This window comes from Streptomyces sp. NPDC004327 (assembly GCF_042873935.1).
Lineage (GTDB): Bacteria > Actinomycetota > Actinomycetes > Streptomycetales > Streptomycetaceae > Streptomyces.
Map to the genome: position 1 here is coordinate 1,170,452 of NZ_JBIAME010000001.1, position 18,652 is coordinate 1,189,103.

At 69.4% G+C, this 18,652-nt stretch carries 18 protein-coding genes and 3 pseudogenes; 9 read left to right on the forward strand and 12 right to left on the reverse strand.

The window, feature by feature from the left end; all coding sequences use genetic code 11:
• The first annotated feature begins 108 nt into the window (after window positions 1–108).
• A complete protein-coding gene (locus tag ACFYU9_RS05085; protein WP_389342501.1) occupies window positions 109–1,563 on the forward strand; it encodes a hypothetical protein in 1,455 nt (484 codons plus the stop codon).
• 249 nt (window positions 1,564–1,812) lie between these two features.
• Window positions 1,813–2,706 carry a methyltransferase domain-containing protein gene (locus ACFYU9_RS05090; RefSeq protein ID WP_389342504.1) on the forward strand — a complete coding sequence of 298 codons (894 nt, stop codon included), beginning with the start codon at window positions 1,813–1,815 and terminating at the stop codon, window positions 2,704–2,706.
• 92 nt (window positions 2,707–2,798) lie between these two features.
• On the opposite strand, the gene ACFYU9_RS05095 is transcribed toward ACFYU9_RS05090, so the two are convergent.
• Both ACFYU9_RS05095 and ACFYU9_RS05100 read right to left on the reverse strand, forming a co-directional pair.
• Window positions 2,799–3,218 (reverse strand): hypothetical protein, encoded by a 420-nt coding sequence (locus ACFYU9_RS05095; RefSeq protein ID WP_389342507.1) that lies wholly within the window; start codon window positions 3,216–3,218, stop codon window positions 2,799–2,801.
• Between the two features lie 138 nt (window positions 3,219–3,356).
• A complete protein-coding gene (locus ACFYU9_RS05100; protein ID WP_389342510.1) occupies window positions 3,357–3,728 on the reverse strand; it encodes a hypothetical protein in 372 nt (123 codons plus the stop codon).
• A 157-nt stretch (window positions 3,729–3,885) separates the two neighbouring features.
• Here ACFYU9_RS05100 and ACFYU9_RS05105 point away from each other — a divergent pair, with 157 nt between their 5' ends.
• Window positions 3,886–4,683: a HEAT repeat domain-containing protein gene (locus tag ACFYU9_RS05105; protein ID WP_389342513.1), complete on the forward strand. Its 798-nt coding sequence runs from the start codon at window positions 3,886–3,888 to the stop codon at window positions 4,681–4,683.
• 66 nt (window positions 4,684–4,749) lie between these two features.
• Here ACFYU9_RS05105 and ACFYU9_RS05110 read toward each other — a convergent pair whose 3' ends face one another.
• Window positions 4,750–5,352 carry a hypothetical protein gene (locus tag ACFYU9_RS05110; RefSeq protein WP_389342516.1) on the reverse strand — a complete coding sequence of 201 codons (603 nt, stop codon included), beginning with the start codon at window positions 5,350–5,352 and terminating at the stop codon, window positions 4,750–4,752.
• 50 nt (window positions 5,353–5,402) lie between these two features.
• Here ACFYU9_RS05110 and ACFYU9_RS05115 point away from each other — a divergent pair, with 50 nt between their 5' ends.
• Window positions 5,403–6,056 carry a hypothetical protein gene (locus tag ACFYU9_RS05115; protein ID WP_389342519.1) on the forward strand — a complete coding sequence of 218 codons (654 nt, stop codon included), beginning with the start codon at window positions 5,403–5,405 and terminating at the stop codon, window positions 6,054–6,056.
• Between the two features lie 69 nt (window positions 6,057–6,125).
• Here ACFYU9_RS05115 and ACFYU9_RS05120 read toward each other — a convergent pair whose 3' ends face one another.
• Window positions 6,126–6,818: a DUF6193 family natural product biosynthesis protein gene (locus ACFYU9_RS05120; protein WP_389342522.1), complete on the reverse strand. Its 693-nt coding sequence runs from the start codon at window positions 6,816–6,818 to the stop codon at window positions 6,126–6,128.
• 187 nt (window positions 6,819–7,005) lie between these two features.
• Window positions 7,006–7,261, reverse strand: a pseudogene (locus tag ACFYU9_RS05125) (IS5/IS1182 family transposase); the annotation flags it as partial.
• Window positions 7,262–7,361: 100 nt separating this feature from the next.
• On the opposite strand from ACFYU9_RS05125, the gene ACFYU9_RS05130 reads away from it, so the two are divergent.
• Together ACFYU9_RS05130 and ACFYU9_RS05135 are read left to right on the forward strand one after the other, a co-directional pair.
• On the forward strand, window positions 7,362–7,814 hold the full coding sequence (locus ACFYU9_RS05130) for a hypothetical protein (protein WP_389214408.1): 453 nt from the start codon (window positions 7,362–7,364) through the stop codon (window positions 7,812–7,814).
• Between the two features lie 248 nt (window positions 7,815–8,062).
• Window positions 8,063–8,290, forward strand: coding sequence for a hypothetical protein (locus tag ACFYU9_RS05135; RefSeq protein ID WP_389342525.1), 228 nt, complete (start codon window positions 8,063–8,065; stop codon window positions 8,288–8,290).
• A gap of 341 nt (window positions 8,291–8,631) precedes the next feature.
• Here the strand turns inward: ACFYU9_RS05135 and ACFYU9_RS05140 are convergent.
• Window positions 8,632–9,144: pseudogene (locus ACFYU9_RS05140) on the reverse strand (IS5 family transposase).
• A gap of 18 nt (window positions 9,145–9,162) precedes the next feature.
• Between ACFYU9_RS05140 and ACFYU9_RS05145 the strand changes: the two are divergent.
• Window positions 9,163–9,762 carry a hypothetical protein gene (locus ACFYU9_RS05145; protein WP_389342528.1) on the forward strand — a complete coding sequence of 200 codons (600 nt, stop codon included), beginning with the start codon at window positions 9,163–9,165 and terminating at the stop codon, window positions 9,760–9,762.
• A 784-nt stretch (window positions 9,763–10,546) separates the two neighbouring features.
• On the opposite strand, the gene ACFYU9_RS05150 is transcribed toward ACFYU9_RS05145, so the two are convergent.
• Both ACFYU9_RS05150 and ACFYU9_RS05155 read right to left on the reverse strand, forming a co-directional pair.
• The gene (locus ACFYU9_RS05150; RefSeq protein ID WP_389342531.1) at window positions 10,547–11,191 is read right to left on the reverse strand and encodes a LysE family translocator; all 645 of its coding nucleotides are present in this window, start codon (window positions 11,189–11,191) and stop codon (window positions 10,547–10,549) included.
• A 285-nt stretch (window positions 11,192–11,476) separates the two neighbouring features.
• Entirely contained in the window at window positions 11,477–11,599 is a 123-nt protein-coding gene (locus tag ACFYU9_RS05155; protein ID WP_389342534.1) for a hypothetical protein, read from the reverse strand.
• 369 nt (window positions 11,600–11,968) lie between these two features.
• Between ACFYU9_RS05155 and ACFYU9_RS05160 the strand changes: the two genes are divergently transcribed.
• A complete protein-coding gene (locus ACFYU9_RS05160) occupies window positions 11,969–13,231 on the forward strand; it encodes a pyroglutamyl peptidase (protein WP_389342537.1) in 1,263 nt (420 codons plus the stop codon).
• Between the two features lie 171 nt (window positions 13,232–13,402).
• On the opposite strand, the gene ACFYU9_RS05165 is transcribed toward ACFYU9_RS05160, so the two are convergent.
• Window positions 13,403–14,140, reverse strand: a complete 738-nt coding sequence (locus ACFYU9_RS05165) for a hypothetical protein (RefSeq protein WP_389342540.1) — start codon at window positions 14,138–14,140, stop codon at window positions 13,403–13,405.
• A 402-nt stretch (window positions 14,141–14,542) separates the two neighbouring features.
• Between ACFYU9_RS05165 and ACFYU9_RS05170 the strand changes: the two genes are divergently transcribed.
• Window positions 14,543–15,343, forward strand: a complete 801-nt coding sequence (locus ACFYU9_RS05170) for a GNAT family N-acetyltransferase (protein ID WP_389342543.1) — start codon at window positions 14,543–14,545, stop codon at window positions 15,341–15,343.
• 230 nt (window positions 15,344–15,573) lie between these two features.
• On the opposite strand, the gene ACFYU9_RS05175 is transcribed toward ACFYU9_RS05170, so the two are convergent.
• From ACFYU9_RS05175 to ACFYU9_RS05185, 3 genes and pseudogenes are all read right to left on the reverse strand, one after another.
• Window positions 15,574–15,768 (reverse strand): hypothetical protein, encoded by a 195-nt coding sequence (locus tag ACFYU9_RS05175; RefSeq protein WP_389342546.1) that lies wholly within the window; start codon window positions 15,766–15,768, stop codon window positions 15,574–15,576.
• Window positions 15,769–16,243: 475 nt separating this feature from the next.
• Complete coding sequence (locus tag ACFYU9_RS05180) at window positions 16,244–16,798, reverse strand: CGNR zinc finger domain-containing protein (protein WP_389342549.1); 555 nt, start codon at window positions 16,796–16,798, stop codon at window positions 16,244–16,246.
• A 246-nt stretch (window positions 16,799–17,044) separates the two neighbouring features.
• Window positions 17,045–17,989: pseudogene (locus ACFYU9_RS05185) on the reverse strand (ATP-binding cassette domain-containing protein); the annotation flags it as partial.
• Between the last annotated feature and the right edge of the window lie 663 nt (window positions 17,990–18,652).

The following is an 18,652-nucleotide window of genomic DNA, read 5'->3' on the forward strand; positions in this document are numbered from 1 at the left end:
ACTCGCGCTGAAAGACCCGGGTGTTCGGGAAGAGCCGGCGGGACACCTTATGCTTTCGCGAAGATCATCTGCGCTTGCCATGCGCACTTCAGCGAAACCAGCGGGGACATGAAGAAGCACACACTGATCACCACAAGTCTCGTCCTGACTCTCGGACTTGTGACCGGCTGCTCCTCCGACGGCGACGGCGGCAAGGGCACGCCCGGCAGCGCGGCCCAGGGCGGCGGCAAGGGCGGCAGCGAGGCCCCCAAGCCCAAGGGACCGGTCTACGCCGGCCCTGCGCTGCCCGGCCTCGCCAAGCAGCAGGCATGGAGCCTGCCGCCGGCCAAGGCCATCGACCTCGGCGACGCCCTGCTCTTCGTGAAGGCCGCTCAGGGCGACTACGCCCGCGGCGGATACGAGAACGACCCCCTGGACGGCACGGTCGGCACGCTCTTCTCCGCCTACTCCCTGGACAAGCCGGAAGCGGTGACCCTGGAGTTCAGGGACGTGAAGAGCGGAGCCGTACGCAAGTCCCTCGCCCTGAAGGCCGGCACCGTAGCTGCCACGACCTGGCACAACGGTGTGCCGGCGGTGGCGGTCACCACGACCAGCACGCAGGAGTCCGACGGGCTCAGCGCGGCGAAGAGCAGCATCACGGTCACCGTGTACGGAGCCGACGGAGCGCGGCTCGGCACGATCGAGCACGCGGGCGACGGCAAGGGCGTCTCGGTCAGCGAGGGCCACCTGATCGAGCAGGACGGCGAGGGGGCCCTGAAGCTCACGCCGATCGACGGCGGCGAGCCCCGCAAGGTCACCTGCACCGGCACCCTCGCGCACTGCTCCTACGACCCGCGCAACAAGGAGATCGACGGCGCGCAGGCGCACGCCCCGCTGATCACCGGGACGTACACCTTCCACGTGGAGAACGCGTCCACGTACGAGACCGACCCCGAACAGCTCGTCATGTCCGAACTGGCCACGGGGAAGAAGGTCTGGAGCACCGCTGACGTCACCCCGCCCCAGGGCGTGGAGCTGGACAAGGACCACAAGCGCACCAGTGGCGCCGTCCGCGTCCTCGACGTACGCGACGGGCGGATCCTCACCGCGTGGGGCGCCGGCGCGTTCTCGCCCGACACCTTCGTCACGGCGACGTACGACCTGGCCAGCAGGAAGCAGATCGGCGCTTCGACCACGTACCGCTACGCCGACTTCCCTGGCGACACGATCAACACCGAGGGCTCCTCGGTCTTCTCTCCCGACCACAAGCTCGCGGCGGCCCACACGAAGAGCGGCACCGCCCTGTGGGACCTCGGGACCGGCAAGGAGCTGTGGAAGCAGGCGGACGGCGAGATCCCGCTGACCCCGCGCCGCTTCTCCGCCAACGGCGTGCTGTACGGCGACACCGACAAGGACGGCGGATCCGGCACGAGCACGCTCGCGGTGGAGGCCCGCACGAAGAAGGTCCTGGCCAAGGACCTCCCCAGCGACGGCATCCCGCTGTTCTCCCGCTCCACCGGCTACGGGTACCTCACCACGGACAACGGCTTCTTCGTCTTCCCGGCGGAACGCCAGGACAGCTGACGACGAGGCTCGTCGAGCGGGGGAGCGGAAGTAACGCCGGAGGGGCAGACCAGAAACCCCTGACCTGCTCCGATACCCCCGTCCCATCCTGCCCACAGCGCCCCCACCTGCACTGGTTGCGTGTCACGGCGCCGGACCATGCCGGACCGCTCCGCACGGCGTGCGGGGGCTCGATGGCAAAGCGAGGCATCCCTCCCGCGTCGTCGTGGCGCCGGCGGCGCGGAGCTCGGAAGGGTCGACCATGGAGGCATGACCTCTTCGTCTCGCTCGTCGCGCGTCGGTGGCCGACCGGATCCGTCAGGCGGACCCTCCGCGCCCGGTGGTGAGTCCGCTCCTGGCCGCGGGTACCTGCTGGACAACGCGCGCGCCGAGGCGGGCGAGCGGTTCGTCTGGCTGGCCGAACTGTTCGACGGTGTGACGCGCGGGCACTTCGACCGACTGGGCGTCGGAGCCGGCTCGCGCTGCTGGGAAGTGGGGGCCGGTGGCCCAGGCATCCCGGAGGCGCTCGCGACGGCCGTCGGTCCGAGCGGGTACGTGCTGGCCACGGACATCGACCCGTCGTGGCTGAAGGCAGGCGACGGGTACGAGGTGCGCCGCCACGACGTCGCCGCTGATCCGCCTCCGGAGCCGGGGACGTTCGATCTGGTGCACGCCCGGCTCGTGCTGGTCCATGTACCCGACCGGGCCCGCGTGTTGGCCACCATGGTGGCAGCGCTCCGGCCAGGCGGCCGGCTGCTGATCGAGGACGCCGATACCGCTCTGCAGCCACTGGCCTGCCTGGACGACAGCGGCCCCGCACAGCGGCGGGCCAACCGGCTGCGCGAAGCGGTCCGTGAGCTGCTGGCGCGCCGCGGCGCGGATCTGCGCTACGGCCGGACACTGCCACGGGCCTTGCGTGAGGCCGGCCTGGTGGACGTCGCCGCAGCGGGCTTCTTCCCGGTCGGCGGGCCGGCCTGTGACCGGCTGGAGGCGGCGACCATCCGGCACGTTCGCGGCGAACTGCTCGCGGCCGGCCTGGCCGACGACGCCGAGATCGACGTACACCTGGCCGCCATCGCCGCGGGCGAACTCGACCTGACACTCGCACCGCTGATCTCGGCCTGGGGCCGCCGTCCAGCCGAGAACCCTCCGAAACTCGGCTAGGCAGGGATCCAGGCAGGGCCCGACCTGCTCCCCGCCCGATCCCCGCGCGGGCAGGGAGCAGTCGAGGAGTTCAAGTGCCAAGGCTGCAAGCCCTAGTCCACGGCCCTGACCAGCTCATACGGCCCGTCGGACAGACCCTCGACCCATCCGTCGTCGAGGTGGATGGTCCAGGTGTCGCTCACTGCCCGCCTCAGGTGCACCAAGGTGGCGACTTCCGCGATGACTGCCGGCGCGTCCGACAGCCGCAACGGGGAGCACGGGACACCGTGTCGGGTGTAGGTCGGCAACTCGCCATTGCAGTTGAAGGCGTGGAGCGGCGGCAAGGGATGTTCGCCGAACCACTCGGGGCGGTGTTCCTCCGCCCAGGCGGCCGCGGCGTCGACACGGTCCAGATGCGCCAACAGTGGCTCAGGGGCGGGACCGCAACCGAACTGCACCAGGAAGCCCGCGGTATCGACCGCCCACCAGTCCCACGTGAATCCGGGTCGGGGGTGCCGCAGGATCTCCGCCATGGCAGCACGGTATCGGGGCGACGAGAGGCCGGCCAAGGACGATCCACAGGGCACGGCCCGGCAGGCGAGGCGTCTGAACCGAGTCCGCTTCCTCTCCCGCGGGGAGGTGCTCCTTTGATCGACGCCGGCAGCTGTCGCTCAGGGCACCAGCGGGGCGAACAGGTTCGCCTCCGCGTCGTCGAGAAGGAAGCCGTTGTCGAGACGGACACGCACGGTCACCCGAGTACGGCGCTGGTCGTACGCGCGCCACTCCGGCTCCAGCGCCTCGATCTGCTCCTCCAGCTGCTTCCTGCTGGCGGGCGGCATCTGGGGGCCGTACGCGTCAAGGAGGGAAGCGAGCCGGAGGTATTCGCGCGCTTCGGGGGTCTCCTCGCGGGAGTGCTCGGTGACGCGCTCGACGGTGCCCTCGTTGCCTGCCGCGAGGCGGAGGGAAAGGCCGCCGACGTCACCGGCCAGGGGCAGTTCCAGCTCGCTCGCCAGCCGCACGCGCCGACCCTCGTCCAGTGTCATGCCCCCTATTAGGCCACATCAGCACCCCGACGCCCCAGGTCAGGGTCGGGCCGCGGAGCCCCCGACCCGGCAGGACGCATGAGTACCGGCCCGGACCACGATTGGCGGGCCGGAAACCAGGTGCGGAGCGTCGACGTGCTGGTGTGTGATCTGGGGCATGGCGATATTCGTGCATCTGACCTCCGCGGCGAACGCGCCGCGCGTGCGGCGGTCCGGGATCCGGGCAGACGCGCATGGGCAGGGTGGCGCGCGAGGCGTGTACTGCTTCCCGGTGCTGGCCTCGTACACGCTCACCCACCAGTGGCTGCGCGAACTGGCCCGCTTCGGCAGCCGGGGCGGGCTCGTCGCCGTACACGTGCGACTGGACGACGACGAGCGAGTGCTGGTCGGGCACTACGGGGACCGGCCGCGGGAAGCCCAGCACACGGTGTCCGCGGCCGAGGCGGTACGGCGGATCGCCACGCTCGACGACCCGCGTGGCTGGGAGGTGTTCGTGCCACGGGCGATCCGGTCGCGCGAAGTGCACCGCATCAGGGCCGCGCCGCAGCTCGTCGGCTGGCGGTACCGCCCGGACGCCCACGGCGTGCGGCCCTGCACGTGCTTCGGATGTCGCGTCCGCGGCGAGTACGGTGGCCGGCGGCTGCGCGAGCGGCTGCCTCATCCGCTCGACGGGCCGCCGCCGCCCGTCAAGGTGCTGCTCGACAGGATCGCGGCAGCCGGCACACCCGGTGATCCGGCCGTCCTGTCCGAGGCGCTGCACTGGTTCGCCATGCGCCGCCGCGGACCGCTCGACCGCCTCACCCCCCTCGCCGCCCACCCCGACCCCCGGGTCCGGGAGGACCTCGTGTGGACGGTGGGCCGTTGGACCACTCCGGGCGTCGCGGAACTCCTTGCCGCACTCGCCGACGATCCGCACCCCGACGTCCGCGAGGCTGTGGCCGAGGTCCGCGACTGAGGGCTGCTCGGCAAATGATGTTCGAGTCGACTCGGGCAGGGCCAGCCGCTAAGGGCCGTCCCCCAACTACGGACTGGACAGCACCCCTCGGACAAGGACCACCTGGTCGGGTTCGCCCAGTCCGGCACGGTTGATCCGGCCACGCCCGCGGTCGACGCTTTCAGCCGCGAAACGTTCTCGCAGCTCAGGTAGCGCGAGCGGCGGCTCGAAGACCTCACTGAGGCCTCGCCCGCTGTCGGCGTGCTCGTAGCGGAAGGCGTAGACCTTCCCCTCGTACAGCCACTCGCAGCGGACCAGCGGTCGCGCGAGGACTCTCTCGAACCAGTCGGCCGTCCGGAGCGCAGCCTCCGTGGGGTTGCCGGCTGTGGCGAAGGTGAACTCGGTCGGTGCGTCGGGGCGACTGAAGTTCTGGTTGTGGAGCTTGTCCGCGCGCACGATCGTGCCGTTGTAGTGGGCTCCGATGGTCAGCACACCCTGGTGGCGCTCCGGGTCGCCGATGTCCAGATAGGCCAGAAGCTCGCCGAAGCTGGTGTGGTGCGCCGGCAGCAGGACCGTGTCGAGCGGGTCCACCGACCAGGAACCCGCGCGCACAGAAAGCACAGCCGCGAACTCCTGCTGCGCGGAGGTTAGGTCGTTCTTGTCGTGCTCGAACCAGGGGATTTCCTCCACCGCCGCACCTTAGCGCGTGACTGCTGACCTGGCCGGTCCAGAATGCTGCCGTGGTCGAAGACGAGCAGAGCGGCATAGAACCGCGTTCATTCCTGACGTGCGTGACAGAGGTGGCTCGGCTGTTGGGCGTCGGAGATGTCGCCTTGGAATCGAAGGGCAGGCATGCCCGCCAGCTCGCCCATGCGGTGCGTAAGCCCCTGCTCGAACGTGAAAGTCTCCCTGAGGAGTGGTTCGTCCCGCTGATGGCGGCAGCCGTATACGACCCGGACTCCAGCTTCTGCCGCTGGTTCGTCGAGCCGGCGGTCTACGCATTCGGACGCCGCCGTGTGATGGCGGCATTGGTCGACTATCTGCGGACCGGCACGGATGCCGAGCGAGCTGGTGCCGTGCGGGCCTGGTACAGCGCCCAGGTGCCGTTGCGTGCAGACCGGTCTCCAGCGTACGGACCCGGCGGGGTACGTGATCCCGCGCTGGACGAGTCACAGGACATCAAGGCCGCCTGGCTGGAGGCATCCCTGCGGGTGCTCGCCGAAGCCACGGACCTGCAGATGCGCCACCGTGTCCTGCGGGGCCTGCCTGCCTCCCGCGCGGTCTACCCTCCGCCCCTGCACGAACTACTTGAAAGCACACTCGCATCCGCCCGGGTCCATCCCGACCCGCACATCCGTCGCTGGGCCGCAGCAGCAGACCCCGAGGGAGTCTGAGCCCGACGCTTAGCCCTCCTGAGAGTCGGACAGCCCGTAGCCGAACTCGGCGTCGCCGGTCTGCACTTCCTACTTGCAGTCCGGGGGCAGCGCCTCTACGACCAGGGCGATCGCTTCGGCGACGGTGGCGACTACGGTATGCGTGCCCCGTGGTGTCTCGTGACTGCCGACCCGCCAGCTGTTGTTTTGGGCAGGACCTATCGCGAAGAAGTCCTCGGAGAAGGGGGGCAGGGGGGAACGGTGGAACGTGAGCCCTCCGTGGGAGACGAACGGGGCGAGTCGACGAAGCTCCGGGGTGTTGAATGCCTCTTCCACCAGACGACCGTGGCTCTGGCCGGCGGTCGCGGCCCTTGCCGCGTCCCACGCGTACTCGACAGCGCGCCCCTCCTCGTGGGCCACTGCCCGCGGACAGGCGGTGAGCCACGCTCGCCGGCCGGCAATCACGGTGAGTGCGTCGCCACGCTGCCAGTCGCCGATCGCCTGTGCCACGTCCGTCAGGGTCTCGGCGTACCCGGAAAGGGCCGCTCCCAGCCAGGGCAGGGTCAGCCTGACCTGGATCTCGTGCCGGTCGCGTTCCAGGACGACCCGGACGGTCCCACGGTCTGCCTCGACGACGACAACGACCGGCTCGGGAGGCGCCTGTGTCCATTCCGTGGCATCCAGGGGAGCCAGGGTGATTCCTGCTGCTGTCGCGAAGCGCCGTAGCCCAGCGCCCGGGTCGCCGGCGTCGGGCCCGAGCTCTGGGTAGAGCGCGGTATCCATCTTTGGACTGTCGTGCGGGGACTGTGCGCTCACAGGTGGTCGTCCTCTCGTCAGGCCGGTCATGGTAAATGGCCGCTGTCCTCGGGGCGATTCCCAACCCGGATGTGGGGCAGGTGCGGACGGCAGAGCATCGCAGTTCGTGCCAGCAGCGCGCTGGAGCCTTTTATGGGCGTGCGGCAGTTGGTGGTCAGGTCGGGGACGGCACCTGCCGATGGGGCATCAGGCAGCAGGTGAGCGTGAGGAACGCATCGTGGATGTCCGCTCGGCGTTTCGAACAGAAGAATGCGGAGTCGTTTGAAACCCTGCAGCCGGTCGAGGACCCGCTCGACGACCCCTCAGTAGACCTCTGGGGCGCTGCCGTGGGGTGTACCACATCGGGCAACGGCGGGAACGATGCTGCGCGCACAGGCCTGGTCGCGGTAGAAGCCGTGGTCGTACCCCCGGCTGATCGGCGGTGGGCTGTCTGGAGTCCCCCCTCAGCGCTCCAGCCGTAGATCGTGATCTTCATGTCCGTGCCGGGATGGTCGCCGGTAGCCTGCACGCGTGGGTGAGATCTGGGACGAACGGCGACTGGTCGCTGACGGATTCGAGCATGTATATGCCGAGTTGGAGTGGTACGACGGTCCCCGCGACGGGCTTGTCGACGTCGATGGGGTGCCTCACTACTTTCAGTGCCACGACGTGGACTTCTCCGTTGTGCCAGATGAGTACTTCGTGTGGCCAGCGGACGAGACCTTGGTCGCGCTAGAACGTGAACAGTGGGCGATCTTCGTCGCGTGGAACGACTGCTACGAAGCGGGAACCACCGGGATCGACCGCCATCCTGGTCATGGAGGTATCGACCCCCGGTATGACGAGCTGACGACACAGCTCACCCCACACCGCCAAGCGCCGGCAGATGCGAAGCTGCTGGTTGCCGAGTGGCGGTTCGACGGTGGGGGCCGCTACCGGGTCGACGGGGTCGACTACTGGGTTCGATGGCGCGAACGAGGATGAGGCTGCGCTTGATCATTCTCGCTCTGTCACCATCGACGAAGACAGCCCCTGAATGGGCCGAATATTCCTGGCAGCAGCCCGCGCTGCCGTTTACGTTCCGCCCATGTGCAGCGTCTTCGTGTTCCCCGCGGGAGAGTCGACCGCGACAGCCGCACGGCTCGGCCGGCTGATGCCAGGCAAGGACGGGTACTGGTCGGACGGGAAGCTCTTCATCGACTTCATGGACGAGCAGGACGGTCACCTGTTCGTTGGCTGGGATCCCAAGGACGTACGCCTGCTGGACTCCGCGCTCGGCCATCGCCCGGCCTGCGGCCCTGCTGGTCAGCGTCTCCAGCCACATCGACGGTGCTGCCGAGATCCGTGCCTCCTTGTCACACGTCCTCGAAGCCGGAGGCGTCGCCGGCGACGATTACGCCGACCGCTGCTGGACGCTCGAAGAGATCGACACCGAGTGCAAGGTCGATGGTCTGGGCTGATTCGACTTCCGAACTCACGCCGCACGGCTCGGCCACCAGCCCTGGACTATCGCTCGCTCAAGTTCAGGGAGGCAGGTCTAGCCATGTTCGACCACGTCGTTGGGCTACGGCCCGAGGAAGCGGCACGATGGACTGCGCTCGTCGAGCAATGCCGGCCCGTCCTTGCGGGTGAAGGGATGGAGGCCGTTCAAGATCTGCTGGCTGAACGCGGCTTGAGCATCATCCAGTCGATCACGATCATCGCGCGTTGCTCGGTTGGCAAGAGACGTCCTTGCGTACGGCCGTCGACATCGTGACCACGAGCTCCTCTCGCACAGCCGTCAGCGACGCCGACTAGAACGTCACTTGGTGAGACGTCGGTAGTTGATGAGGCTGGTGGCGATGGCTGTGAGGGCGAGGAAGTGTTCCGGCTTGCGTTCGTAGCGGCGGTGGAGCCGACGCCAGCCGGCGAGCCAGGACCATGGTCCGCTCGATGACCCATCGGTGGCGTCCAAGCCGCTGTGAGGTCTCGATGCCGCGGCGAGCGACCCGTGGCGTGGTGCGCGAGAGCGGAGCTGACGCCGCAGGTGGAGGTAGTCGTAGCCCTTGTCGCCGTGGAGCTTGTCGGGCCGTCGGCGGCGGGGGCCGAGGCGGCTGCGGATCGGCGGTATCGACGCGACGAGCGGCTTCAGCGGGAGACTGCCGTGAGTGTTCCCCGCGGAAATGGCGACCGCGACCGGCAGGCCGGACCGTCCGGTGACGAGGTGGATCTTCGATCCGCTCGTGCGATCGCGGCCAGGAACTCGCGCCCCCGCCCGCCGCCGACCGCCTCCCCGCGGCCGCACGCATCCCATGGAGGTTGGGTGATAGTGCATCCCTGCTGGGTCAAGTTGGTGGCCACCACCCAGGTAGCTACCCTCTTTGATGCAGAGATCGAGAATAGTCCAGGAAGTCCGGGTGTCCTGTTGAGTGTCGAAGACCTAGAGTGGGCGGTTCCGCAACTCGTTGATTTCCGGAGCCCTGTAGCACGAGAGATCGATTGGCAATACATCCAGGGTGAGATTGGCGTGGCGTTGCCACAGGATTTTATGGAACTCTCCGACTGGTACCCGTCTTTTGCTGTCGACGAATTCTTGAGCGTTCACATTCCCGATCCGGGAATGGAGCAGTATTTTGTTCGTGGCGTGCGCGGGCAACTCGAGGTTCTGAGTCGGCTTCGCGATACTGGACGGTCCCTTGGTTATGTTCCGTTTCCGGAATCGAGTGGTCTTTTCCCGTGGGGGGATTCCATTGATGGAGACTACTTCTATTGGCGAACTGGGGTATTGGAATCTGAGCCCTGGACGATTTTGGTCCGGGGAGCCAACGATGATTGGTGCGAGTACAACGGAAGCCTGACTGAGTACCTTGCTGGGCTGGTGCGCGGAACGGTTCCCCCTGAGGGTCTCCCTCCGGACTTTCCGGGCCCAGCCCCGGTGATCGATGTGGATTGATCCGGAATGGGACAGAGGCTTCCAGCCGTTGCCCGGGGCGTCGGGAAAGAGCGGTGCCAGGCACGCTGGTGAGTGGTGGAGGCCGCCGTGTCTGTTTGGGGCCTGGAGAGCAGGAACCGTGCGCCGTTCGCCCAGCAAGACCGGCCTGCAGTGCGACGAGCGCGGGCCGACACAGCGCGTCGGGGGCCCGCCGATGCGGGCTTACCTCAGGCAGTTGGCAGCCGGTCCGAGTTCATGCCGGGCCAGGGCCTTGCGGGTGCATCCAATCCGTGAACGGAGCCGATCGGGGCCTGGATGGCCAGGGCCAGACGGATTAGGCGATGTAGCGCCAGGCGGTGGTGGCACCGAAACCGAAGCCTGGCGGCGAACTGGGCGCCGGTGTGGCCGGATCGCAGGGGGCCGCGCCAGGACGAACAGGCCCCCGCCCCGCTGTCAGAGGACGCCATCGGGTGTTGCGCTCCCAGCGGCTGTTCCGCAATCGGACGGTCAGGTGGCCCGAGCTTGCGACGGACATATCGACGCCGGACAGGTGGTCAGGGTGCGGAAGTTCCCAGTGGACAGGCGACCTCGGTCGTTAACCCGCCTACCAGGAGCTTCCTCACGTCTCACCACAACCGTCGGGCTCTCAACGACGCACCCACCGAATCAGGTTGGACCCCGTTCAGCGCCCGCGCGTGACGTGCTTCGTCGATGTAGCGACCAAGGTGATTGCCGCCGTGGCCTCACACCGCATGAGCCGGCGCGGCATGCAATACCGGCGGCGCGACAAATACCCCGGCTTGGCTCACGTGGAGACGGGACCGCGAGACAGTGCGGTGCGCAGAGCGAAGATGCCGAGCATGCCGCCTGACGCGAACCGCTGAGCGGTCATCACGCGGGGTCGGGTAGCCAGGAACCCCGAGACCCGTGCTGCGCCCAACATGATCACACCGTTCACGGTGATCCCCACGACGATCTGCACGCAACCGAGCTGTAGCAGCTGCGCCCAGGCCGGACCCGACTGCGGATCCATGAACTGGGGGAGGAGGGCGGCGTACAGCAGAGCGATCTTGGGGTTGAGCAGGTTGGTCAGCAGCCCCATCGAAAACAGGCGGGCGTCGGAGACCGGAGGCAGGTCCTGGGCCGGAGCGAACGGAGAACGGCCGCCGGGCTTGAGCATGCCCCAGGCCAGGTAGCCCAGGTAGGCGGCCCCCGCAAGCTTGACCACGGTGTACGCGACCGGCACGGCGGTGAACAGCGCGGAAAGGCCCGCAGCCGAGGCCAGTAGGTAGCACACGAAGCCCACGGCGGTCCCACTGAGGCTGACCAGGCCCGCCCTGCGGCCTTGGGTGATCGCGCGGGACGCGAGGTGGATCATGTTCGGTCCCGGAGTCAGGGCCATGCCCAGTTCTACCAGAGCCACTCCCCCTATAGCGGACAGCGCGATCACTGATTAACCTCCTGGTCGTTCGTCGGGTACCTGGTACCCCGGAGTGGGGATGCGCCCACTGCAATGGACGACTGCGCGCATCAGCAGCGTCTGCTCCGCCCCCGCTGCAGGATACGGCGTTGCCCTCGCTCGGCCTTCGCCGAAGTCCTTCGGAGCCGGCCGGGCTGCTCTGGAATGCGCCGCGCCTCGCCGCGTTGGTGTATCAGGGGCGGGGGCGTGGCCTCTGCGGAGGCCCACTGGGCGAAGTCTGCGGCGGACGGCCGACAACCTCCGCGACGGCTGAAGTCACCCTGGCCACAGGGAGGTCACCGTGTCGATGGCCCGGGGGATCTCGTGCTGTCCGCCCGCACGGGGAGTCAGCTGGGCGAGCACCTCTTCGCGGCCGGCCGCCGTGGGGCCGCCAGTCACTTGGTCGAGTATCCAGTACTGCGGCTGGGGTGAACATCGACCCTGGCCGTGGCGTCACGCAGCCGCTGCGTCACAGTCTCGTGGCCGAGGCCGGCTCAACAGCTGATGGGTTGGCCGGCCAACATGTCGACTGCGGCAGCCGGATCAGCTGGATCAGCCGACGCCCGGTCCGTGACGCTGCCGCTGAGCGGTTTCATGATCGCGACGCTTCACGCCCGTTGCCCCGTGGGCACTGACGGCGGCTGGATCTCTGCAAGCACCTGGAGGAACTCCGGGCGCGCACGGCGAGTGGCGCCCTAGCATGGGTTCCTTTGCGAAGGTCCACTTCTGACGGAACGCCATGGTCGTACGAAAGGACTAAGGACCCCGATGCCCTCGATACGTAGCGCACTCGCCCTTCCCCTCGCCGCCGTCACTCTGGTGCTGGCGATCCCGCCCGCCTCGGCGTCCGAGACGGCCTCCGCCTCGGCGCCCGAAACGGCCTCCGCCTCCGTCGAGGAGGCGCGACTCGACCGGGCCGCGCCCCAGGAGATCCTGCGGCGCAGCGGATTCGACTCCCTGGCGCCGGAGTTCGCCGACGCCCTCGCCGACGCCGGCTGCTTTGCCGCGGCCGAGCGGGCGGTCGGCCGGTACGGGGCGGCGCTCTGGCGACGGGCCGTGGACCGGGCACAGGGCCGCGGGGACGCGGGAGGCGACCTGTCACGTGACGACGACCGCCCGCTGTACTGGGCCCGACTCGCGCTGACCCGCGAACTCCGCGCCTGGCGCCCCGGATTCACCGTTACCGAGGAGGGCCGGGCCCGACTGATCGATCGGCTCGAACGGTCCTCGCGAGGCCAGGACTCGATCCACTACCCGGCCGGGAAGGGCGTGAAGCGCATCCTGCTGACCGGCTTCGACCCGTTCACGCTCGACCGGGACACCCGGATCAGCAACCCCTCAGGGGCCACCGCGCTCGCTCTGGACGGCACCTGGCTGCGCGCCTCCGACGGCACTCTTGCCCGGGTCGAGACGGCCGTCTTCCCCGTCCGCTGGCAGGACTTCGCCGACGGCACGGTCGAGCGGACCCTGCGTCCGCACCTGCCGGAGGTGGACCTCTTCACCACGGTGAGCCAGGGCCGGCCGGGCCGGTTCGACATCGAGCGCACCAACGGAGCCTGGCGCGGTGGCTTCCCCGACAACGAGAACCTGTCCCGCACGGAGACCGTGCCCGTCGCCGACCCGGCCGCGCAGCCCCAGTGGACGTCGACGACCCTTCCGTACGCGGCGATCACGAAGGCTCCGACCGGTCGTTTCCCGGTGTACGACAACACTTCGGTGACCGAGCTGCCGGCCGGGACCGACACGCCCGTGGTCCGCCCCGGCGGGCCGACGCCCGGCTCCGTCGCCAGGGCGGGCGGGGGCGGCAACTACCTGTCCAACGAGATCGCCTACCGGGCGACGCTGCTGCGCGACCGACTCGGCCTCACCCGGCTGCCCGGCGGACATGTGCACACGCCCGTTCTCGAGTTCGGCCCGGGAAACACCGACCCGGCGACGGGCACGGTCACCGACGCGGAGTTCATACGGAACCGGCTCGACATCATCGCCCAGGTACGGGCGATCCTCGCCGTGGCCGCCGGCTCCCATTAGCCCTACGCGCGCGACGACACTGCCTACGGCTCCCGGCCGATCCGCCTGTGGCTCACGTCCTGCTCCGCCACTGCCGGTACCGCTCCGACCGGACTTCCGTCAGTACCGGCGGAGCAGGCATGCCGCGCTTCCGGAGTCGGCCCTGTGCCGCGGCCGCCGATGCGAACTCCGTCAGAAGCGGTCTGTGCCGAACGCCTGCCGTGCGGCCGACACCAACTCCTTGCGCGCCAGCTGGTGGTTCTCCTTCCCCGCCTCCCGGTCGCGTCCGGCGGCCTCCCACTGCTGCTTCGTCAACTTCAGGAGGAGCGCCGCCGGCTCGCTGCCGAATCCGGGAAGGTCGTCGAGCGCCTGCCTCGCGTCCGCGTACTCCGGAGACGATTCCCGCTGGGCGAGGGGCACGTGCTCACCCGTATCCCAGAGTCTCTCGAACGCATCCTCCGCCCGGACCGCTGCCGTTTCCCCCTGCTTCGCACGATTGCGCAGCTCCTTCAGAGCGCGCTTCGCGGGGGCGGAAAGCTGGGCTGTCCAGTACATGCGTCCCACGGCTTTGCGGAGACTGTCGATGGGAACGAGAATCGCCGCCGGCGCCGCCAGTTCGGCCTCGGCATGGGCGAGCGTGAACGCGTGCCAGCGCCGCCGGGCCTCCGGCAGCGAGTCCGTGCTGTAGAGCTGGTCCGCGGCCTCCATGCATTCGCTGGCGGCCCGCAGGTACGCAGCCAGAAGCGACCAGCGGCGGTCGTAGAGAGCTTGGTGGTGCGTGGCCTCCGCCGCTATCTGGGCGGCTTGCTGGGCGGCCCGGGCCTGGGCCTGGCCGCCGCGTGCCTGGACCCATCCGCCGAGTACGGTTCCCAGCGCCGTGCCGCCGACAGCGACGGCCCCGATCAAGGCTGACGTGATGCTCGCGTCCATATGCGATGTCCCCCGGATCCGAGTTGTGGCCGAAGTCGGCGGCCCTCCGCCCGCCGGGCACTCTGCCGTACGACGTCAGCCGTATGAGCATACTGTCGGCCTCGCGCGGACGGACACGGACGACGGCTGGCACCTCTCGTCCCCCGATCGCCGCCCGATTACTTGTTGTGGCGCGACCAGACCACCACATGGCGACAGGCCGTCGCCCAGGCGTGGGAGCAACTGCGCCGGAACGGCGTCACCGAGGGCTCCGGCGGCGGCCGGCTCAAGCCGTTGATCCTGCAGATCACGCCAAGGTCGGCAAACGGGTGTGCGCGCGGCACGGCGGCAGGGGACGACCACCGGGAAGCGTGGTTCACTCGTCGGACCTTCTTCACAACATCGACAAAGTGAGGGATTTCGTTGACAGTTCTCGCGGACTCTGTCGAATCGATGGAGCAACTCGCCGTCGTCTGGCGGGCCATGGTGCTCGACCGCGACGGGGGCGCGGACGTGCGTGACCTCCCTGGCATCGCCGTGCGCTGGGCCGACTGCCGCTTCGCCTTCTGGAACTGTGTCACCCTGACCGACGTCGGTGCCGACGCCGCGCTTCTGGAGCGACGTCTGCGTGAAGCGGCCGATGTCATGCGCTCGAAGAAACAGCCGGGCTTCCTGTGGGTCTTCGAGGATCTGATCGAGGACGACGCGCGTGCCGGGCTGGACGCGGCGGCCGACCGAGCGGGCCTGGTCCACGCCTTCCCCGGCACGGGCATGGCGGGGGACCTGCTGCCGCTGCCGGAGCCCGTCCACCCGGACCTGACCTTCGTGCGCGTGTCGACCGACGAACACCTCGACGCGTACGCGGACATCAACTCCCGCGCGTACGGCTTCCCTCTGGAGGCCGGCCGCGACGGCATCGCCGGATCCACCCTCTGGAAGGAGCAGGTGCATGCCTACCTGGGACTGCGCGAAGGCACTCCCGTGACGTGCGCGGCGACGGTGGCAGCGGACGGCCGGCTCTTCGTCGTACTCGTCGCCACGGACCCGGAGTGGGAGCGCCGCGGATACGGCGAGGCAGTGACGCGGAAGGCGCTGTACGAGGGCGCCCGGGCCACCGGACTGACCCGTGCGACCCTGCACGCCACCGTCGCCGGGGCGCCCGTGTACCCGCGCATCGGATTCCGGCCGAATTCGCCGATGCGTTTCTTCGCTCTCAAGGGCTGACCGCGTCCGCCTGACGCAGTGACGCAGTGACGCAGTGACGCAGTGACGCAGTGACGCAGTAACGCAACGACGCCCGGCGCCCGGCGTCGGACTTTGGCCGTGATGGACACGGTTGGTGGGGCTGGGGAGAGCGAGCCGTCGGCTCCGCAGCCCCACCTCGCACCGATGGCTTCCTGGGCTTACCTGCCCGGACGGTTGCCGAGAGTCTCCTCGCCACCGGGGTGAGGGCGCTATAGGCCCAGGTCGAGGGCCACGCAGGAGTAGAACTTCCACGAGTTCTCGGGGTCGTACGCGGCAGCGCCCGTGCCGCCCGGATCGACTTCCGCCTCGGTGGTCATGTCCTCGAACCGGATCCGCCCGGGGAGCGTTCCGAAGCGCTCGTACCGAGCCGCGGCGTGGGTGTCTTTGGCCGTTTCTTCGCTCATGACCATGCTCCACTTCGTTGATCGTGGATCGCGTCGGCTGCCGCCCTGGACGACTGCTGTCAGCGTGCCGCACTGTGCGTCACCTGTCAAGCAGGTGACGAATCGCGCATCGGTGAGCGCTCAGCGCCTGCCTGGCTCGTCCTGAACGGGGTGCTCGGCGCCCAGAAGGGACTACGACGGCTCGTGGACCCTCGGGCACCGACAGTGTGGAGGCGGTTGACGGTGCCCGGCGGCACTCCGGCCAACGACAGTGATCGCCTGGCGCTCCCACCCGGCTCGGACATGCGGCACAGCGACAGCATCAAGGTCCGCCGGAAAGGCACCGCGGCAGGTTGCTGAGCCGTTCCGCAAGGACGCACGGCGCGGCGGAGCCGGCGGTCGCGGTCGTCCGGGACCTCTTGGAGAGCACCCGCGCCGGACGTAGAGGAGCCCACCGGCCGGAGAAGGACCTCCTCCGGCCGGTGGGCTCCGGAGGTCAGTGCGCCGCCGCGGTCTTCTTGCGGGCGCGGTAGGCGGCCGCCTTGATCTTGTTGCCGCAGGACTCCATGCCGCACCACTGGCGCCGCATGCCGCGGGACCGGTCGATGTAGACCCGCGTGCACTCGGGGTTGCCGCACTCCTTCAGCAGCGGGACGTCCGGGCCGCTGAGCAGCTCGACGGCCTGCCGGGCGACGGTGGCCAGGGCCTGCTCGGGGGTGGCGTCGGTGTGCCGGCCCGCCGCCGTGAGCTGCGGTGTCACGGGGGCCTTGCGCGCGGCGCCGTTGAGCACGGCGAGCGCCTCGCGGTCGAACTTCTCGCCGAGGCGACGGTCGGTGACGAGCCGGTAGAGGGCCTCGCGTACCGTGATCGCCTCCCGGACGTCGTCCTCGTCGCCGGGCGTGATCGCATCCACGAGGCCGGACTCCAGGTACCAGGCGTTCAGCCGGTCCGGGGTCGCGAACATCTCGAACCGGGTCGAGCGCCGGGCCCGGAGCGTGGCCACGAAGTCGAGCGCCGGGTGCCCGCAGACGAAGGCGTGGGTAGGCTTCACGTCACCATCCTGGCAGGTGACTCTGCGTGGACGCAAGGAAGCGCCCCCGGCCCGGCCGCCGCTGGGCAGCGCCCGACGGGGGACCGAACCCTTACGTGGATGTGGCGTCGTCCGCCGCCGGACCGTACTCCTTTCCCTTGGATGTGGCGTCGGGACCGGACTGCCTTCCCTTGGATGTGGCGTCGGAGCCGGACTCGCTTTTCCCGGATGTGGCGTCCGGACCCGACCCTTCCCTCGGATCTGCTGTCAGGACCGGACCGCGGCCGCCTCCCGTCGTCGGTCGTGCTCCGGCCCCGGTTCCAGCCGGAGCTCGCGGCCCTGCCAGCGGCGCCGCAGCCAGCGGTCGTGGCTGGCGATCACGATCGCACCAGGGCCGGAGCCGAGGGCCTCCTCCAGCTCGTCGCACAGACGCGGCGATAGGTGGTTCGTCGGCTCGTCGAGGAGCAGCAGCTGGGGGCGGGCGGGCCACGAGGAGAGCCAGCGCCAGCCGGCGATGCTGCCCACGGACAACTGCCCGACCGGCTTGTCCAGGTCGGCCTCGTGCCTCAGGCCGAGCGAAAGGAGCGGCACCTGCCCTGCCCGTGCCGGGCCCAGTGCCGCCTCTTAGGTGTCGCGCCCCGCCCGCTCGGGCCGCTCGAACACGGTGTCCTGGGTGAGCAGCCCCACCGTCAGTCCGCGCCGCTTGCGTACCTCTCCCTCGGCCGAGAGCCGTCCGGCGAGCAGACCGAGCAGCGTCGACTTGCCCGCGCCGCCAGGTCCCCGGCGGCGAACCGCAGCGGCCGCGGCGGGCTGGGCGACCCGCGTCCGCTCCAACTCCTCCAGTCGCCGGGACGCGTTGCGAACCCGGCGTGAGATCTGGTTCTGCACCCGGCCCGCGCGATGGCCGTAGTCCATCTTCTCGTTTGTTGTCGGTATGTCCCCGGTCTGGGGCCGCCCGGCGCGCCGTCACGCCCGCCGCCCGGCGCAGCTCCTCCAGCTCCCCTGTTCCTCGGCATCCCGCCGCTCCCAGCGTTCCCGCTCGGCCTGCTTCGCCGACAGGTACGCGCTGTAGTCCTCGAGGAACGCGGCCGCGCTGTCGTTGAGATGGTTGGTCGGTTTGTCGAGGAGAAGTGCCGACGGCCGCCGTACGAGCAGCGCGGCCAGTGCGAGCCGGCCGCGCTGCCCGCCGGAGAGCGACCCGAGCGGGCGGTCAAGGAGGTGTCAGACCGTTCCTTCGATGAGGAGCGCCCGTCGTCGGACCTATGCCGACCGGCGGACGAGGGGATTCCGTCCCCTTGGTCGGAACCCTCGGAGGTTCCGTCGCCTTGGTCGGATCGGAACCCCCGAGCCGGCCGCCCGGCGAACACCCGCGTCTGCCGCCGGCGCGGCTCCCTCAGGTGGTCCTGTCCCCGTCTTCCCTTCGGGACGGAACCACCTGCGAACGCCATCTCACGGCATCTCCGGGCGACCGCCGCGTGACGTGACGATGCGGTCGCGGGCACTCTCGCAGCGTGCTCAACGAGTCGCCCTCATCCGCCCGTTGAGAAGTATGAAGACCTGGTGTGAGACCTGTCCCGACCGCTTTCTAAGGTGTGAACATGACTCAGCACCGCAAAGGCCTCGTGCTCGATTTCGGTGGTGTCCTGACGACCCCTCTGCTGCACGCTGCGCTTGCCTTCGAGGAGCGCGGGGGAACGGGCCTGGGGCGAGCTGCTCACAGGCCTCTACCTGGATCGGGAGGGGGATACGGCTCGCTGAGGAGCTGGAGCGCGGCACGCTCCCGCAGGCCGAGTGGAACGAGGCGGCAGGGCGGCTGCTCGGCATCCCGCCGGATGACCTGATGGGCCGTATCTTCGCCGACCTGCGGTCAGAGCC

Bases quoted from the DNA above. Each gene is read 5' to 3' on its own strand.
- ACFYU9_RS05165 (WP_389342540.1), bottom strand. From the start codon at position 14,140: ATGGACGCGAGCATCACGTCAGCCTTGATCGGGGCCGTCGCTGTCGGC.
- ACFYU9_RS05085 (WP_389342501.1), top strand. From the start codon at position 109: ATGAAGAAGCACACACTGATCACCACAAGTCTCGTCCTGACTCTCGGA.
- ACFYU9_RS05100 (WP_389342510.1), bottom strand. From the start codon at position 3,728: ATGACACTGGACGAGGGTCGGCGCGTGCGGCTGGCGAGCGAGCTGGAA.
- ACFYU9_RS05105 (WP_389342513.1), top strand. From the start codon at position 3,886: ATGGCGATATTCGTGCATCTGACCTCCGCGGCGAACGCGCCGCGCGTG.
- ACFYU9_RS05120 (WP_389342522.1), bottom strand. From the start codon at position 6,818: ATGGATACCGCGCTCTACCCAGAGCTCGGGCCCGACGCCGGCGACCCG.
- ACFYU9_RS05095 (WP_389342507.1), bottom strand. From the start codon at position 3,218: ATGGCGGAGATCCTGCGGCACCCCCGACCCGGATTCACGTGGGACTGG.
- ACFYU9_RS05090 (WP_389342504.1), top strand. From the start codon at position 1,813: ATGACCTCTTCGTCTCGCTCGTCGCGCGTCGGTGGCCGACCGGATCCG.
- ACFYU9_RS05160 (WP_389342537.1), top strand. From the start codon at position 11,969: ATGCCCTCGATACGTAGCGCACTCGCCCTTCCCCTCGCCGCCGTCACT.
- ACFYU9_RS05175 (WP_389342546.1), bottom strand. From the start codon at position 15,768: ATGAGCGAAGAAACGGCCAAAGACACCCACGCCGCGGCTCGGTACGAG.